The sequence below is a fragment of the Mycobacterium toneyamaense genome (genome assembly GCF_055384815.1).
Map to the genome: position 1 here is coordinate 1,914,158 of NZ_AP040333.1, position 15,674 is coordinate 1,929,831.

The following is a 15,674-nucleotide window of genomic DNA, read 5'->3' on the forward strand; positions in this document are numbered from 1 at the left end:
AGATGGACTCGGTGAGACGTTGCGACACAGCAGGGAGTCGATGCGCGATGGGTACTCGAACCGATAAAACCGATAACAAAAATTTTGGCCAGGCACGCCGGCAGAGCCGGCTCGTGGGAGTCGTCGCCACTGGTGTGGTGACGACGTTGACCGCGCTCACCGTGGGCGCGGCGCCGGTGTCCGCCAAACCGAGCAGTGATTCAGACAGCTCGAGCACCACCACGCTGGTGCCGAAGCCGCCGCGGCAGGATTCGTCCGCTGCGCAGGACGGCTCCGGTTCCGGTGGCGGCTACGGGCAGGACGGCGGCCAGCGGGGACGCAAGCAGCGCGAGCAGCCGGTAGAGGCAGAGGCGCCGAGCCGGCCTGTTCCTGCCGACGTTCCCGCCGTTCAGGCCAAGCCGCCGGCCGATCCGCCCGCGGCGCCCGTCACCCCGGTGGCGCCGGTGATCGCCGCTCCGGAGAACAAGGTCCCGGAGAACAAGGCTCCCGAGAAGGCACCGGAGAAGACGCCACAGGCTCCGGCGACCACGACCCCGCCGGTCGAGACGCCTGTCGTCGCGGCCCCGCCGTCGCACACCGAGGCTCCCGCGCCGACCACCAAGGTCACCAAGGCGCAGGAAGCGCCTGTCGACCCGACCACGCCGGCGCGGCCATCGACCGCCGTCGCCGAGCCCGACAAGTCGGCGCCGTCCGCCACCTCGGTGACGCAGGGCCCGACCACCGCGCTCGCCGAGCGTCCGGCGCCGGCCGGTGCTGTCGATCCGGACAAGTCGACGGCGCCCACGGATCGCACTGTGGCAGAAGGCAAGCCGGTCGCCGGTGTGGAGGGCCAGCTCGGTGAGCGCGTCGAGGCCGGGCCGGGACGGGTCGAAGCCTCGGCCTCCGCGTCGGCCACGGTGACGGCAGGTTCGTCGAAGTCGGCGTCGCCGTCGACCGCCGCGGCCCGCGAAGTCCGCGACGTGAAGCCGATCGAGCTGCTCAAGCCCGAGACGCTGACCGCTCCGGTCGAGGACATCGCCACCGCAAAGGCCGCCGCAGCAGTCGACGTGAAACTGCCTGCGCCGGCCCCGGTGCACGACGTGGCCGATCTCGCCAAGGTCGTCAACGTCGCCAACTTCCAGTTCGACAGCCGCGCCGACTGGAACCTTCGTGACAACCGGCGGGACTGGGACCGTCGCGACGACCGGCCCATGGGCCGGGACTGGGACAACCGCGTGCGGCAGTGGCGGCCGGACTGGGTGCAGTACGACGACTACTACCGTCCGGTGCTGTTCAACCCGTACCGCGACCCCGTGCGGGTGGTGTACGTCTACCGGAACGCGCCGCGCATCGTGTACATCCCGCCGCTACAGCGCATCGTCATGGAGGTCGCCGACCTCGCGGCGTACAGCTTCACCGCAGTCGTGGTGAACGCCGTCAACACCGCCGTCAACGTGGCAGTCGGCAGCTTCTTCGGTGGCGGCTACTACCCGGGTGTCGGCGTGCCGCTGCCCCCGCCGCCTCCGCCGGTGCTGAGCTACGCGAATGTGCCTGTCCAGGTTCGCTATTCGGATGCGGTCTACCAGCCGTTCCGGGTGCAGCGCATCGTCGACGCCGGTGACGACGTGCAGTACGGCGAACGCCGCGTGCTGCTCGACGGTGTCACCCCGGCCTGGGGTCAGTGGACCCAGAGCCCCAGTGGCGAACGGCAATTCGAGGTGCACCGGACGCAGCAGTTCCCGGGCCTCGACGAGCCGCGTGAGGCGCCGCTGCCCGGTGACTACAACCTGCAACTGGTCAACGACCAGAAGGGGCTGGAGAACCCGAACAAGGCGCTGACCATCGCCGCGGTGACCTGCGGCGTGCTGAGCCTCGGTGCGGTCGGCCTGGCCGTCTACATCGGGCGCCGTCGCCGCGAGGTGGTCTGACGTTGTCCCCGCGGTCAGTCGCGCTGCTCGAGCCGGCTGCCGCGGGGAAACGTGATCGACATGATGTCGCTGGGACGTGACAACGCGATGCGGTGCCACGTCCCACTCGGCACGACCAGCGCGTGTCCCGTCGTCAGGGTGACACCTGGACCGTCGTCGGCAGCCCTTAGGAACAGCCGAATCTCCCCGGCGAGGCAGACGACGAGTTCGTCTGCCTCCGTGTGGATTTCCCAATAGTCCGCATGCACCTCGGCGTCGGTCTCCGCGTGGAATGTCATGACGTGCCACCCTGGCTCGCCGGAGCCGAACGTGCGCTCGGCCGGTTCGATGCGGCCGTCGTCGTAGAGATGGACGAACGAGGCGAACAGATCGACGGCGGTGGTCATGCCGGCACCGCCCGCAGGTCCGCCGAGCCGGCGGTCAACCCGCGGCGCAACGCACCGCTGATCTCGGCGAGCAGACGAACCGAGACGTCGGCACCGAGGATCACCTGAGATCCGTGGAACGTGCCGGGCCACTGGTGCAGTTCGACGGACACGCCGGCCTGCAGCAGCCGGATCCCGAATTCGAGCGCTTCGTCGCGGTTGGGGTCGAACTCCGCGGTGGCGAGGTACGTGGGCGGCAGCCCGGACAGATCCTCGGCCCGGGCCGGTGCCGCGTAGGCCGTCGCGGGTCGGCCGCCGAGATAGTGCCGCCAGCTGGCGGCGACCTTGGCGCGCGTCATGAAGACGGTGTCGGTGAAGGTGCGGGCCGACCAGCTGCGCTGACGGTCGTCGAGCGGTGGCTGGTTCAGCAGTTGAAAAGCGATCCGGGGGCCACCCTCGTCACGTGCCCGCAGCGCGGCCGCGGCGGCCAGGTTGGCGCCCGCCGCGTGACCCCCGACGGCGATGCGGCCCGGCTCGACACCGAGCAGTGACGCATTCGACGCCAGCCAGGTCAGTGCCTCGTAGACGTCGTCCAGCGCTGCGGGATAAGGGTTTTCGGGTGCGCAGCGGTAGCCGACGGACACCACGACGGCGTTGGTGGCCTGGGCGATGCGCGCCGCCCAGGGGTGCTCGGTGTCGAGATCACCCATGACGAATCCGCCGCCACGCAACCACAGGATCGCGCCGACCGGTTCCGCGGGTTGGTACAGCCGTACCGGAACGTCGGGGCGGCCGGGAACGCTACGGTCGCTGATCTGCAGGCCGGCGGTGTCGGGGGCGGGCACGGCGGCGGACAGTTCGGCGAGCCGCCGGCGGGCGGCCACGGGATCGTCCAACTCGGCTTTCGGGAACAGCGACAGGAAGGGCTGCAGCTCGGGGTCCATGCCCCCACGATGGCGGCCCGGTGCGGCGGTGTCTTGGAGGAATGTTCCCGCGGACTACCGCCACGCCACGGGGTCGACGTCGAGCCACGGTGCCTCGGCGACACCCGCCGGTGTCAACCCCGCGAACAACCGGGCGTCGCGGTGCAGATGCGACTGGTCGGCATAGCCGCAGGCGTCGGCCACCTCGGCGGGCGCGGCGCCGGTCGCAAGACGGTGCGCGGCATCGTCGAACCTGACCAGTCGCGCGGCCCGCTTGGGTGGCAGGCCGATCTGCGTGCCGAACCGATGCCACAGTCGCTTGCGACTCCAGCCGATCTCGTCGGCGATGTGCTCGATGCGGACCTGTCCACGGCTGCGCACCATCGCGCGCCAGGCGGCAGAGACCTCAGGGTCCACGGCGGGCCCGGTTTCGCGCCGGTGCGCCAATTCCGTTGTGGCGATGGCGAACCGCTCGTCCCACGACGCTGCCGTGTGCAGCCGGTCGCACAGCCGCTCGGCGGCACGGCCCCAGACCGCGTCGAGGGACAGCACGCCGGTGGGGTCGCAGCCGCCGAACACCGTGTGGGCGAGTGTCGGCGACAGTCGGATCTGCAGGCAGTCGACGTTGCGGCCGACGGCGGTCACGGTGCCGGGCGTCAGGCCGACGACCCCGCCGCCGGTCCGGCGTACGCCTGTGGCGTCGACGAGTACACCGTCGCCGAACTCGATGAACACCGTCACCGCGGGGTAGGGCACGTGCTGCAGCGCGAGCTGCGACGGCGCCCGGCCGCGGAAACCGGCCATCGCCATCCCCGGCTGCCGATGCGCCGGAATCGCGAGGTCCCACACGGCGGCACTCAGCCGCCGCGTGCTCGCTTCCATGTCTCGATGGTAGGCGCGGCGCGGGCTTGCCGAGGGTTCTCGACACAGCCGAATCCGGACTCCGTAAGGTGGCTCTGTAACAGCGTTACGGAACGCCGGATCAGCAGAGGTGGACAGTTGAGAACCGTATTGATCGACGCCCCCGGGAATGTCTACGTCGACACCGTGCCCGACCCGGCGCTGCCGGGGCCCGACGGCGCCGTCGTCCAGATCACCACGGCGGCCATCTGCGGATCGGACCTGCATTTCTACGAAGGCGACTACCCGTTGGCCACGCCGCTGGCGCTCGGTCACGAGGCCATCGGCACGGTCGTCGAGGTGGGTCCGGAGGTGCGCACCGTCAAAGTCGGTGACCCGGTGCTGATCTCGTCGGTGGCCGGTTGCGGCCACTGCGTGGGCTGCGACACCAAAGACCCGATCACCTGTGTATCGGGCCCGCTGATCTTCGGCTCCGGCGTGCTCGGTGGCGCGCAGGCCGAACTGCTCGCGGTGCCGTCCGCCGATTTCCAGTTACACCGGCTGCCAAGCGATCTCAGCACCGAGGCCGCACTGCTGCTGACCGACAACCTCGCCACCGGCTGGGCGGCGGCGCAACGTGCCGACATCCCGCCCGGCGGCACCGTCGTCGTCTTCGGTCTGGGTGCGGTCGGCCTGTGTGCCGTGCGCTGCGCCATCGCGCAGGGCGCGGGTCAGGTGTTCGCCGTCGACCCGGTCGAGGGGCGCCGCGAGATGGCCGCGCTCAGTGGCGCCACCGCGATCACGCCGGAGCAGATCGGCGCCGTCCACGAAGCGACGGGCGGCAGGGGAGCAGCCGCGGTCATCGACGCTGTCGGCAACGACACCACCATGAACGCGGCGCTGGCCACCGTGCGCGCCGGCGGCACGGTGTCCGTCGTCGGCGTGCACGACCTCAACCCGTTCCCGTTCCCCGCGACCCTGTCACTCATCCGCAGCATCACGCTGCGCATGACCACTGCGCCGGTCCAGCAGACCTGGCCGGCGTTGATCCCGCTGCTGCAGTCGGGCCGGCTCGACGTCGACGGCATCTTCACTCACGCCATGTCGCTCGATGACGCGCCGAAGGCCTATGCCGCGGTTGCGGCCCGGACCGCGGATTGCATCAAGGTCACGCTGACCCCGTAGTGATGATGGCCAATCAGGAGACCCTGGACCTCACGCTGCCGCGACTGCGCATGCGGGCGCTGGCGTGGGGGCCGGCTGACGGACGATTGATGTTGTGCCTGCACGGTTTTCCGGACAGCGCACATGGCTGGCGCCGGGTCGCCCCGCTGCTCGCCGAGGCGGGCTACCGGGTTGTGGCACCCTTCATGCGCGGCTACGCCCCGAGTGGCGTGCCCGCCGACGGCAACTACCACGTCGGCGCGCTGGTGTCCGACGTGCTCGACCTCTACGACGCGTTGGGCGGCGGGCCCGACGCGGTGCTGGTGGGGCATGACTGGGGCGCCTTCGCCGCCAATGCCGTTGCCGCGTATCAGGATTCGCCGTTCGCTGCGGTGGTCTCGATGTCCGTCCCGCCGCTGGCGGCAATGAGCCAGGCCAAGTTCAGCCCGGCCCGCACCGCCCGGATGGGCCTGGTCCAACTCCGAATGAGTTGGTACATCATGTACTTTCAGCTCCCCTGCCTGCCGGAACGCACGCTGCACCGGGTCATCCCGCGACTCTGGCGCGACTGGTCGCCGGCCGGCACCGACGTCGCCGCGGATGTCGCGACGACGCTCGCGGCGCTGCCGACACCCGAGCACCGTGCGGCCGCCGTCGGCTACTACCGGGCGCTGGTGCGGCCGGGCAGTGTCGGTGGGCCGTACGCCGAGTTCGAACGCTATCTGCGGGAGCTGCCGTGCGCGCCGATCCTGTACCTGCACGGTACGGACGACGGCGCCATGCAGGTGGGCTACACCGAGCAGCTGCTGACCGCGCTGCCGGCCGGTTCGGTGGTCCGAACCATCGACGGGGCAGGGCATTTCCTGCAGGTCGACCGTCCGGCCGACGTGGCCGCGGCGATCCTGAGCTACGTCGGGCGCAGCTAGGCGGCGCCGTTGCGGTGCTCGCGACCCTGACAACAGGGTGATTTTCGACGCCGGTTCCGCCACCTGGTCAGGGCCGCGGAACCGGCGGCCGGCATGTGCCCCCTTCAATTACATCGTGTCATTGACAACGCGTAATTATGGGCGCAAGCTGGTGCCATGACCACGACAAAGCGAATTGTCTTCATCGGTGCAGCCGGCGAGATGTGCCGCGTCGCCATCGAACGTTTCGCCACGGCGGCCGGCGACGGCGGCTGGGCGCTCGAGCTCTACGACATCCGGCCCGAACTCCTGCACGACTTCGCGGCGAAGCTGCCCGGCACCGCGACGGTCGGCTCGTTCGACCTCTTCGACGGCGGCGCGTTGCGCCGGGCCATCGAGGGTGCCGACCTCGTCGTCCTCGGCGCGGGGCCGTACAACCGCACCGCCGAGCCGGTGATGGCCGCCTGCATCGAGAAGAAGGTGCCCTACCTGGATCTCGACGACGACGAGGCGAGCACCCGCGCGGCGCTGGCACTCGACGCCAAGGCGAAGGCCGCGGGCGTGCCGATCCTGATCTGTTGCGGGGCCTCACCCGGATACACCAACGTGATGACGGCGGACGCCGCTCGCGACATGGATGTTGTTGAGCGCATTGACATCTGCTGGGTCACCGGCGACGAAGGACCGGTGCCGTATGGCCGCGCGGTGCTCGACCACGCGATCCGGGGCTTCGCCGGGCCGTGCTGGACCTGGGAAGGCGGCCGCGCCGTGCAGCATCAGACGTTCATCGAGAACGACGTCTTCGACGTCGGCAACTCACTCGGCGATGCCTACCGGTTCTACGAGTGCGCGCATCCGGAAGCGGTGACGTTGCCGCGGCGCTGGCCGGGCGCCGACCGGGTTCGCGTGCTGGGCGCGCTCGACCCGCCACCCACGAACGGCATCATGCGCGGCGTCGCAGTTGCCGTACAGGACAACAAGATCACCATGGACGAGGCCATCGACTTCGTCAACGACCTGCTGACCGACAAGACCGGCTCGGTCAAGGTGTGGCGGCACGCGCTGTCCGGGCTCTGGGGCACCATCCGTCGCGGCGAGATCGGGGCCGTCGAGGTGCTGAAGTTCATGGCGACATCGGCGGCCAAGAAGCACCCGCCGTTCCGGGGCACCAACTACGTGCGGGTGACCGGCACCCGCGATGGGCAGCCGGTGGTTTCCGTGCGGCGGGCGCCCGTGAGTGGGCCGGGCACGCCGTGGACCACCATGGCGTCGCTCACCGGATCGGCCACCGCGGCGTTCATGCTGTTGGCACTCGATCGGTTGGGTGAACGGTCGGGTGTCCTGGCGCCAGAGGACTGGGCGGACCCGGAGACGTTCTACCGCGCGCTGGCGGCGACCGGCCGGGCGCCGCTGCACCAGGTGGTCGAGGCAGTGGTCACGCCGAGCACCGCGGTGACCTCCCGGAAGGCGGTCTCGGCATGAACCTGTTGACGGAAACCGGTTGGGCCGAGGTACCGGTCGGCGAACCCGCGCTCGCCGGCGAGGTGACATGTGATGTCGCGGTCGTCGGGGGCGGCGTCGGCGGGATGACGGCAGCCCTGCGGCTCGCCGAGTCCGGTGCCGACGTCGTGCTGATCGAGGCACAGACCTGCGGCTGGGGCGCCAGTTCGCGCAACGCCGGCTATGTCACCAACTCGATCGCCGCTGACCCGGCGCTCCTGGCGCTGCTGTTCCGGCGGGAAAAGGTCCGCGCGCTGTTCCAATTCGCCGAATGCGCAGTCGAATTCACCGAGGAAGCCATTGCGCGCCGGGGCATCGACTGCGACTTCGAGAAGGTCGGCATCGTGCAGGCCGCCGTGTCGAAGGGGCAATTGCGCAAGGCCCGCCGCAACGCGAAGATCATGGCGGAGGCCGGATCGTCGGCCGAATTCGTCGAAGGACCCGCGGCGGGGTTGCCGGACGGGTTCCTCGGCGGCATGCGCGAGGGCATCGGCGGCACCCTGAACCCGGGCAAGTACGTGCTCGGTCTCCGTGACGCCGTCTTGCGCTCGGGGGCAAGGGTTTTCGAGCATACGGCCGTGCAGGACGTCGATGCGGGTCCGGCCGGGGTGACGGTCCGGACCGCAGGTGGTCGCGTCCGCGCCAAGCAGGCGCTGCTCACCGCCAACGCCTACGGCAAGGACCTCGCCGTCACGCCGCGGCGGCTGGTGTCGCCGGTGTGGACCTCGCTGGTGGAGACCGAGCCGGTCGCACCGGAACGGCTGGATGCGATCGGCTGGACGAGTCGTGCACCCCTGGTGACCGCCCACATGATCCTGGAGAGCTACCGCGTAACCCCCAGGAAAACCATCGTTTTCGGCACGCGCCGGCTGGAGACCACCAACGGCCCGCTGCGCGCACGGACGCCGTCGGCGCCCGTCGTCGACGACCTCGTGCGCGGCTTCCGGGAACGCTTCCCCGGACTGAGTGATGTTGCGCCTGGGCGGGCGTGGGGTGGCTGGATCGGCATGAGCTCCACGTGGCTGCCGGTCGCCGGAGAAGCGGCGCCCAATGTCCTGTATTCGTTGGCGTGCAACGGACATGGCTTCGCCCAGGCACAGTATGTCGGCAGCATGCTCGCCGACAGGCTGTCCGGCGCACCCGTGCCGGACGACCTCGCGGCCATCTGGCACGAGGGCCGATTCTGGCCCAGCTTCGTCAGCCAGCCGGCGCTGACCCTCGGCTGGTTCGGCGACCGGGTTCTCGACCGTCTGGCCCGGGTGTAGCCATGGACGTCATCGGCGCGCTGTTCGTCCTCGCGGACCTGCTCATGATCTTCGCCGGGTTCACTTACGGGTGGAAGTTCATCCGGCGCCATGGGAACTACCTGCTCGGCCTCGAATGGATCATCGTCGCGACCTCCGGGGTCAACTTCCTGCTCTACGCGGTGCTGCGGCTGAGCCAGGACAGCCCGAGTTTCCACGTCGCGATCTTCTTCGACGCGTTCTCCCGGTCGGTCGGCATCACCTTGATCCTCGTGTTGGGGTTGATGGCGGTGACCCACGGCTACAAGCCGTCGCGCGCCGTCGACATCGGTGTCTTCGCGCTCGCCGGTGCGGTCGGTCTCGGCCTGACGTTCTACGCGCTGCGGACGGCGTCGCCCGTCACCCACCACATCGGGTTGGCCGGCGCGGTGTTCCTGGTCACGGTCAACGTCCTCACGAGCATCTTCCTCGTCTATTTCGCGGCCCGGCTGTGGCGCGTGGGGGAGCGCAAACATGCGGTTCTCGTCGGCGCCGTCACGGCGATGGGAGCCGTCATCGCCGCGACGTACGACTTCTATGACGTCCCCGGTGATGATCCGAACCGGACGATCTTCTACACCGCGGCGTTGACGACGTGGGGGCTGCAGTTGATCGTCTACTACTACGCCTACCGCGCACTGGACAAACACAATCGAGCGGTTGTGATGAACTAGGGACACGATGAGCAGACGTCCGAAGCACGACCCCAAAGAGTCTGAACGCGAGATCCTCGTCGCCGCGGAGGAGTTCTTGCGGGAGCGGCCCTTTCGCGAGATGACGGTCGACGCCGTGATGAGCCGGACCGGGCTCAAGCGGCCGGCGTTCTACGTGCACTTCCGCGACCGCCACGACCTGGCGCTGCGCGTCGTCGAGCATCTCGGGATGGAGATCGGAGAAATGGTCGACCGGTGGCTCGTGGGAACCGATCTCGTCAACGATGCCCGGTCGGCATTCCGGGGCCTGACCGAGGTCTACTCGCAGCACGGGCGCGTCTTGCGTGCGCTGTCGGATGCGGCGGGCTCCGACGAGAAGGTCGAGGCCGCATACGCACAACTGATTCAGCAGTTCATCGACGCCACCGCCAAGCGCATCGCCGACGACCAGGCGGACGGGAAGATCAAGGCCGGCCTCGATGCGGTGGAAACCGCGCGGGCCTTGGTGTGGATGGACGAACGCTATCTGACACAGTCGTTTTCGGCCGAGCCGCACCCGGATCCCGATGTCGTCGTCGAGGTGCTGTACAACATTTGGATGGCAGCGTTATACGGACCGCGGTAGTCATGCGGGTACAACTGCAGATCGACGGAGCACCGCAGCGGGCGGCCGACCACGCCCGCGAGCTGGCGGGTCTCGGTGCCGACGGGGTGTTCACCTTCGAAGGCCCGCACGATGTCTTCCTGCCGCTCGTCGCGGCGGCCGGCGCGGCGAACGTGGACCTGATGACCAACGTCGCGATCGCCGGCCCGCGCAGCCCGCTGCATCTCGCGCACGCCGCCTACGACCTGCAGGTGTACAGCGGTGGCAGGTTCCGGCTGGGCCTGGGCTCACAGATCAAGGTGCACATCGAAAAGCGTTACGGCGCACAGTGGGCCAAACCCGCCGAGAAGATGGCCGAGACCGTCACCGCGATCAAGGCGATCTTCGACTGCTGGGAAGGCAAGGCGCCGTTGAATTTTCGCGGCAAGCACTTCACCCACACCTTGATGCCGCCGAACTTCAACCCCGGGCCCAACCCCTTCGGTCCGCCGGCGGTGCTCATGGGGGCGCTGGGGCCGATCATGACCCGCACCGCCGCGCAGGTCGCCGACGGGCTGCTGGTGATGCCGTTCCACAGCGCGCGGCATTTCGCCGACCGGACCCTGACGGCAGTGGGGGAGGGCTTGCAGATCGCCGGGCGCGCGCCCGGCGATCTGCAGATCATCGCGCAGGCCATGGTGGCGGTGGCACGGACCGAGGTAGATCTGACCGCGGCGATCAACGGCGTCGCCACGCTGATCGCGTTCTACGGCTCCACGCCCGCCTACCTGCCGGTGCTCGAGACCGAGGGGTGGGCGGACCTGCAGCCCCAACTCAACGCGATGTCCAAGGTCGGTGACTTCGCGGGCATGCGCGCCTTGATCAGTGACGACATGGTGCGCACCATCGGCATCGTCGGCACCCCGGAGGAATGCGCCGCCGAGATCGGCCGCCGCTTCGGCGGACACGTCGACGAAATCTGTTGCTATTTCCCGGGTTACGAACAGCGGCCCGAGGACGTACGGGACCTGGTCACGGCCCTGCACACCCAGTGATTTGTGCACGAAAATCCGCGGTCCGCGCGGAAAATCGTGCACAAATCGCTAGGAGACTACGGTGCCTGGACCCAGTTCCAGACGCTCAGGTCGCCCTTGGGGTAGTTCTGGCAGACGTCGGTGGCCTTGGCGACGACGCCCTTGTTATTGAAGAAGATCTTGGCCCAGTTGCCCCAGTGCGTGGCCACCTGCTCGTAGTAGACGTTGGTGGCGGTGTCCTCGGAGTACTGGCGGCGGCCGACCGGGTCGAGCGAGAAGAACCAGTGGATGCGGTCCTGGGCCATCTGCTGGATGTCGGCCGGGCGGTTGTGCATGTCGATCATGTACCGCGAGTAGTAGACCGGGCTGGTGTCGCGGGCGGCGGCCAGGTACTGCTCGGCATCACAGGTGGTGATGATGATGCGGTGGGGGATCGGGTAGTCGTCGGTGGCATCGGCGGCTGCCGGTCCGGCGAGCGTCGTCGCGACCGCGCCCAGGGCTGCGACCGCGGTACCGGCGCGCTTCAGGCCACGCTTGATCTGGACCATAGTCATTACTCCTGTTTCCTAGATACCTGTGCTGCTGGAGGCTGATTGCAGTTCGCCGGTCGGCTTGGGCTGGGGCCACGGCTCTGGCACCGGACGCTGACGCACCCGCTGCGGCCACCAGAACCACTTGCCCATCAGGGCGGCGATGGCCGGTGTCATCAGAGATCGGATGATCAACGTGTCGAACAACAGACCCAGACCGATGGTTGTTCCCACCTGACCGACCACGTGCAGCTCACTGACCGCCATGGACATCATGGTGAAGGCGAAGACCAGGCCGGCCGAGGTGACCACGGAACCGGTGCCGCCCATCGACCGGATGATGCCGGTGTTGAGGCCGGCGTGGATCTCTTCCTTGAACCGGGCGACGAGCAGCAGGTTGTAGTCCGCGCCGACGGCCAGCAGGATGATGACCGCCATCGCGATGACCATCCAGTGCAGGTTGAGCCCGATCAGGTGCTGCCACAGCAGAACCGACAGACCGAATGATGCGCCGAGTGAGAGCACCACGGTGCCCACGATGACCGCCGCGGCCACCACGGACCGCGTGATGATCAGCATGATGACGAAAATCAGTGCGAGGGCGGAGATTCCGGCGATCAGCAGGTCGTAGTCGGCGCCCTCCTGCAGATCCTTGAAGGTCGCCGCGGTGCCGCCGAGGTAGATCCTGGAGCCCTCCAGGGGAGTGCCCTTGATGGCCTCCTTGGCGGCGTTCTTGATCGCGTCGATGTGCGAGATGCCTTCGGCACTCATCGGTTCGCCCTCATGCGAGATGATCAGCCGCACGGCTTTGCCGTCGGGCGAGATGAAGTTCTTCATGCCGCGCTTGAATTCGGCGTTGTCGAAGACCTCGGGCGGCAGGTAGAACGAGTCGTCGTTGCGGGAGTTGTCGAACGCCTCGCCCATGGCGCTCGCGTTGTCCTGCTGCGCCTGCATCTGATCCTGCAGACCTTTCTGGGTCTGGTACATGGTCAGCATGTACTGCTTCATGTTGGTCATCGTCGAGATCATCTCGGGCATCAACGCGACCATCTGAGGCATCAGCTTGTCGAGCTTCAACATGTCCGGCATCAGGTTCTGGATGTCGTCGGTCATGGTGTCGATGCCGTCGAGGGTGTCGAAGACCGAGCGCATGGTCCAGCAGACCGGGATGTCGTAGCAGTGCGGTTCCCAGTACAGGTAGTTGCGGATCGGCCGGAAGAAGTCGTCGAAGTCCGAGATGTGGTCGCGCAGGTCGGCCACGTCCAGGGTCATGTTCACCATCTTGGCGACCATGCTGTGCGTGGTGGCCGCCATCTGGGTGGTGATGCCCTGCATCTTCTTCATCGTGTCGATGTTGATCTGCATGTCGTTGGCCTGCTTGAGCATGTTGGCCATCGAGTCCTGCGCGTACTTCTCGTTCATCTTCTGAGAGGTGCCGCTCATGCTCATCAGGAACGGGATCGAGGTGTGCTCGATCGGCTTGCCCTCGGGGCGCGTGATCGTCTGCGACCGCGAGACGCCGGGGACCTTGAAGATGGCCTTGGCGATCTTGTCGATCACCAGGAAGTCGGCGGAGTTGCGCAGATCGTGGTCGCTCTCGATGAGCATCAACTCGGGGTTCATCCGGGCCGGCGAGAAGTGCCGGTCCGCCGCCGCATAGCCCTCGTTGGCGGGGATGTCGGCGGGCAGGTACAGGCGGTCGTTGTAGGCGGGCTCGTAACCCGGCAGCGTCAGAAGGCCGACCAGGGACAGCGCGATGGTGCCGACCAGGATGGGAGCCGGCCACCGGACCACGACGGCGCCGAGCTTGCGCCAGCCGCGCACGCGCATGGCGCGCTTGGGCTCGAGCGTCTTGCGGAACCGGCTGGCGAGCGAGATCACGGCCGGGCCCAGGGTCAGGGCGGCGAACACCACGGTGATCATGCCGATGGCCAGCGGGACGCCGAGCGACACGAAGTACGGCATGCGGGTGAAGTGCAGACAGAACGTGGCGCCGGCGACGGTCAGGCCGGAGCCGAGCACGACGTGGGCGGTGCCCTCGAACATCGTGTAGTAGGCGTCTTCGCGGGATTCGCCCGCGCCGCGCGCCTCCTGATACCGGCCGATCAGGAAGATGGCGTAGTCGGTGGCTGCGGCGATGGCCAGCGTGACCAGCAGGTTGGTGGCGAAGGTCGACAGACCGATGATGTCGTAGAAGCCCAGCGCCGCGACGACGCCCTGTGCCGCGGACAGCTCGAGGACCACCATCAGCAACGTCAGCAGCACGGTGATGAACGACCGGTACACCAGCAGCAGGGTGACGATGATGACGAGGAACGTGACGCCCTCGATCATCTTGACGCTGCGGTCACCGGCGATGTGCTGATCCGCCGCCAGTGCCGCGGGGCCGGTCACGTAGACCTTCAGGCCGGGCGGCGTCTTGATGCTCTTGATGATGTCCTGCGCGGCCTGAACGGACTCGTTGGCCAGCGCCTCGCCCTGATTACCGCGCAGGTAGACCTGGACGTATGAGGCCTTGCCGTCATTGCTCTGGGAGCCGGCGGCGGTGAGCGGGTCGCTCCAGAAGTCCTGGATGTGCTCGACATGCGTGGTGTCGGCCTGGAGCTTCTTGATCATCTCGTCGTAGTAGGCATGTGCCTCTGCGCCGAGCGGCTGATCGCCTTCCAGCACGACCATGACCGAGCTGTTCGACTTGAACTCCTGGAACACCTCGCCGACGCGCTTCGTCGCGATGACCGACGCGGCCTGGTCCGGCGACATGGAGACCGAGCGCATCTTGCCGACCTCGTCGAGCGACGGGACGGCGCTGCCGAGGAAGACGATGACGCCGATCCAGAAGAGGATGACCGGGATCGCGAAGGTGCGGATCAGGCGGGCGATGAGCGGCCGGTGCGGCGGCTGCTCGGCCTTCGGGAAGATGACGGTGTCTTCGTCTGTTGGCTGTGTCATGCGGATTTCACCAGGCAGAAGGTCTGGGCGTGCACGCCGGTGGAGGTGCGGGTGTCTTTGAGTTCGTCGTCGACGTGGACGGTGCAGGTGATGGAGTCACCGTCGCCCTGGGCGACGATGTTGGGCGATGCTGCCGGTGCGGTGGTGGACAGGGTGAGCTTCCAGGGCAGCGGCGCGTGGTCGATGCGCTGGGGCTTGGCGTCCAGGTCGAGGTAGTTGATGTCGGCGTAGCTGCCGGTGCCGGTGATCTCGTAGGTGACGACCTTGGGTTTGAACGGTTTGGCATCGTCGGCGAAGTTGCGTGGGGTGACGATGACGGGGTTCTGGCCGAAGTAGGTGCGTACGCGCTGCACGGTGAAGCCGGCGACGAGGGCCACGGCGAGGATGAGCAACGGGATCCACGCCTTCTTGAGCGCATTGCCGATCACGCTGCGGACACCATGGTCGACTGCACTCGCTGTTCCCCGCTTCCCGTACCCTGACCCCGACAGATTAGGTCATTTAAGTGTTAGATTAGACCAGTTAAGTTAATCATGGGAAACCTACGCTGCGGGTGGCTCGTATCACCGTAGCCGGTAACGCGCAGCAGATCGAACCAAATACGCAGCAGTTCAATGGGATTGAACAGGCGGCGACGACTGTTCAGGGAGCAGGGGCACATGGCAACCAGCACGAATAGACTCCGTCACATGAAGGCACGCACTCTGGTCGCAGTTGCGGGTGCCGTGGCGGCTGCCGTCACCATGGCGGCTCCCGCGCAGGCCGACCCCGACACCGATTTCGCCAACCAGCTGCACACCTACGGGATCTACGGCCCCAAGGACTACAACGCCTGGATCGGCAAGATCACCTGTCAGCGGCTCGACAACAACGTCGACCACAGCGCCACCGACTCGGCGGCGTTCCTGAAGAAGAACCTGCCCCGCAACAGCAGCTCGGAGCAGCAGGTGTACCAGTTCCTCAACGCCGCTTTCGACACGTACTGCCCCGAGAAGCACGACCTGCTGGTCGCGCTCGCGCACTAGTCGCCGGACTCGA

At 67.7% G+C, this 15,674-nt stretch carries 15 protein-coding genes; 9 read left to right on the plus strand and 6 right to left on the minus strand.

Translation table 11 applies throughout. The annotated features are described in order from the left end of the window. Window positions 1-113 precede the first annotated feature (113 nt). Window positions 114-1,907: a hypothetical protein gene (locus tag ACZ5IQ_RS09270; protein ID WP_212812200.1), complete on the plus strand. Its 1,794-nt coding sequence runs from the start codon at window positions 114-116 to the stop codon at window positions 1,905-1,907. A gap of 14 nt (window positions 1,908-1,921) precedes the next feature. Here the strand turns inward: ACZ5IQ_RS09270 and ACZ5IQ_RS09275 are convergent, their stop codons facing one another. From ACZ5IQ_RS09275 to ACZ5IQ_RS09285, 3 genes are read right to left on the minus strand one after another with little or no spacing between them, the layout of a single operon-like run. Then, window positions 1,922-2,293: a cupin domain-containing protein gene (locus tag ACZ5IQ_RS09275; RefSeq protein ID WP_212812199.1), complete on the minus strand. Its 372-nt coding sequence runs from the start codon at window positions 2,291-2,293 to the stop codon at window positions 1,922-1,924. Continuing rightward, window positions 2,290-3,216 carry an alpha/beta hydrolase gene (locus ACZ5IQ_RS09280; RefSeq protein ID WP_406804051.1) on the minus strand — a complete coding sequence of 309 codons (927 nt, stop codon included), beginning with the start codon at window positions 3,214-3,216 and terminating at the stop codon, window positions 2,290-2,292. Before ACZ5IQ_RS09280 ends, ACZ5IQ_RS09275 begins: the two co-directional genes overlap by 4 nt. Before the next feature lie 54 nt (window positions 3,217-3,270). After that, window positions 3,271-4,077 (minus strand): helix-turn-helix domain-containing protein, encoded by an 807-nt coding sequence (locus ACZ5IQ_RS09285; protein WP_406804052.1) that lies wholly within the window; start codon window positions 4,075-4,077, stop codon window positions 3,271-3,273. 117 nt (window positions 4,078-4,194) lie between these two features. On the opposite strand from ACZ5IQ_RS09285, the gene ACZ5IQ_RS09290 reads away from it, so the two are divergent. From ACZ5IQ_RS09290 to ACZ5IQ_RS09320, 7 genes are all read left to right on the plus strand, one after another. Beyond that, window positions 4,195-5,220 (plus strand): zinc-binding dehydrogenase, encoded by a 1,026-nt coding sequence (locus ACZ5IQ_RS09290; RefSeq protein ID WP_406804053.1) that lies wholly within the window; start codon window positions 4,195-4,197, stop codon window positions 5,218-5,220. Between the two features lie 5 nt (window positions 5,221-5,225). Continuing rightward, complete coding sequence (locus ACZ5IQ_RS09295; RefSeq protein WP_212814884.1) at window positions 5,226-6,125, plus strand: alpha/beta fold hydrolase; 900 nt, start codon at window positions 5,226-5,228, stop codon at window positions 6,123-6,125. Between the two features lie 156 nt (window positions 6,126-6,281). Next, complete coding sequence (locus tag ACZ5IQ_RS09300; protein ID WP_212812195.1) at window positions 6,282-7,586, plus strand: saccharopine dehydrogenase family protein; 1,305 nt, start codon at window positions 6,282-6,284, stop codon at window positions 7,584-7,586. Then, entirely contained in the window at window positions 7,583-8,869 is a 1,287-nt protein-coding gene (locus ACZ5IQ_RS09305; protein WP_212812194.1) for an NAD(P)/FAD-dependent oxidoreductase, read from the plus strand. Before ACZ5IQ_RS09300 ends, ACZ5IQ_RS09305 begins: the two co-directional genes overlap by 4 nt. A 2-nt stretch (window positions 8,870-8,871) precedes the next feature. Further along, window positions 8,872-9,561 (plus strand): transporter, encoded by a 690-nt coding sequence (locus tag ACZ5IQ_RS09310; protein WP_212812193.1) that lies wholly within the window; start codon window positions 8,872-8,874, stop codon window positions 9,559-9,561. Window positions 9,562-9,568: 7 nt separating this feature from the next. Continuing rightward, window positions 9,569-10,165 (plus strand): TetR/AcrR family transcriptional regulator, encoded by a 597-nt coding sequence (locus ACZ5IQ_RS09315; protein WP_212812192.1) that lies wholly within the window; start codon window positions 9,569-9,571, stop codon window positions 10,163-10,165. 2 nt (window positions 10,166-10,167) lie between these two features. Beyond that, window positions 10,168-11,178: a TIGR03617 family F420-dependent LLM class oxidoreductase gene (locus ACZ5IQ_RS09320; protein WP_212812191.1), complete on the plus strand. Its 1,011-nt coding sequence runs from the start codon at window positions 10,168-10,170 to the stop codon at window positions 11,176-11,178. A gap of 56 nt (window positions 11,179-11,234) precedes the next feature. On the opposite strand, the gene ACZ5IQ_RS09325 is transcribed toward ACZ5IQ_RS09320, so the two are convergent. The 3 genes from ACZ5IQ_RS09325 to ACZ5IQ_RS09335 are packed head-to-tail and all read right to left on the minus strand — an operon-like array spanning window position 11,235 to window position 15,064. Continuing rightward, complete coding sequence (locus ACZ5IQ_RS09325; RefSeq protein ID WP_020104387.1) at window positions 11,235-11,705, minus strand: DUF5078 domain-containing protein; 471 nt, start codon at window positions 11,703-11,705, stop codon at window positions 11,235-11,237. An 18-nt stretch (window positions 11,706-11,723) separates the two neighbouring features. Next, the gene (locus tag ACZ5IQ_RS09330; protein WP_212812190.1) at window positions 11,724-14,636 is read right to left on the minus strand and encodes an MMPL/RND family transporter; all 2,913 of its coding nucleotides are present in this window, start codon (window positions 14,634-14,636) and stop codon (window positions 11,724-11,726) included. After that, on the minus strand, window positions 14,633-15,064 hold the full coding sequence (locus ACZ5IQ_RS09335) for an MmpS family transport accessory protein (protein WP_133425868.1): 432 nt from the start codon (window positions 15,062-15,064) through the stop codon (window positions 14,633-14,635). The genes ACZ5IQ_RS09330 and ACZ5IQ_RS09335 overlap by 4 nt, the downstream gene beginning before the upstream one ends. Before the next feature lie 261 nt (window positions 15,065-15,325). On the opposite strand from ACZ5IQ_RS09335, the gene ACZ5IQ_RS09340 reads away from it, so the two are divergent. Further along, entirely contained in the window at window positions 15,326-15,661 is a 336-nt protein-coding gene (locus ACZ5IQ_RS09340; protein WP_053853988.1) for a DUF732 domain-containing protein, read from the plus strand. The last annotated feature ends 13 nt before the right edge of the window (window positions 15,662-15,674 follow it).

Coding starts and splice junctions, on each gene's coding strand:
- ACZ5IQ_RS09275 (WP_212812199.1), bottom strand. CDS start 2,293: ATGACCACCGCCGTCGATCTGTTCGCCTCGTTCGTCCATCTCTACGAC.
- ACZ5IQ_RS09280 (WP_406804051.1), bottom strand. CDS start 3,216: ATGGACCCCGAGCTGCAGCCCTTCCTGTCGCTGTTCCCGAAAGCCGAG.
- ACZ5IQ_RS09285 (WP_406804052.1), bottom strand. CDS start 4,077: ATGGAAGCGAGCACGCGGCGGCTGAGTGCCGCCGTGTGGGACCTCGCG.
- ACZ5IQ_RS09295 (WP_212814884.1), top strand. CDS start 5,226: ATGGCCAATCAGGAGACCCTGGACCTCACGCTGCCGCGACTGCGCATG.
- ACZ5IQ_RS09300 (WP_212812195.1), top strand. CDS start 6,282: ATGACCACGACAAAGCGAATTGTCTTCATCGGTGCAGCCGGCGAGATG.
- ACZ5IQ_RS09305 (WP_212812194.1), top strand. CDS start 7,583: ATGAACCTGTTGACGGAAACCGGTTGGGCCGAGGTACCGGTCGGCGAA.
- ACZ5IQ_RS09310 (WP_212812193.1), top strand. CDS start 8,872: ATGGACGTCATCGGCGCGCTGTTCGTCCTCGCGGACCTGCTCATGATC.
- ACZ5IQ_RS09315 (WP_212812192.1), top strand. CDS start 9,569: ATGAGCAGACGTCCGAAGCACGACCCCAAAGAGTCTGAACGCGAGATC.
- ACZ5IQ_RS09320 (WP_212812191.1), top strand. CDS start 10,168: ATGCGGGTACAACTGCAGATCGACGGAGCACCGCAGCGGGCGGCCGAC.
- ACZ5IQ_RS09325 (WP_020104387.1), bottom strand. CDS start 11,705: ATGGTCCAGATCAAGCGTGGCCTGAAGCGCGCCGGTACCGCGGTCGCA.
- ACZ5IQ_RS09330 (WP_212812190.1), bottom strand. CDS start 14,636: ATGACACAGCCAACAGACGAAGACACCGTCATCTTCCCGAAGGCCGAG.
- ACZ5IQ_RS09340 (WP_053853988.1), top strand. CDS start 15,326: ATGAAGGCACGCACTCTGGTCGCAGTTGCGGGTGCCGTGGCGGCTGCC.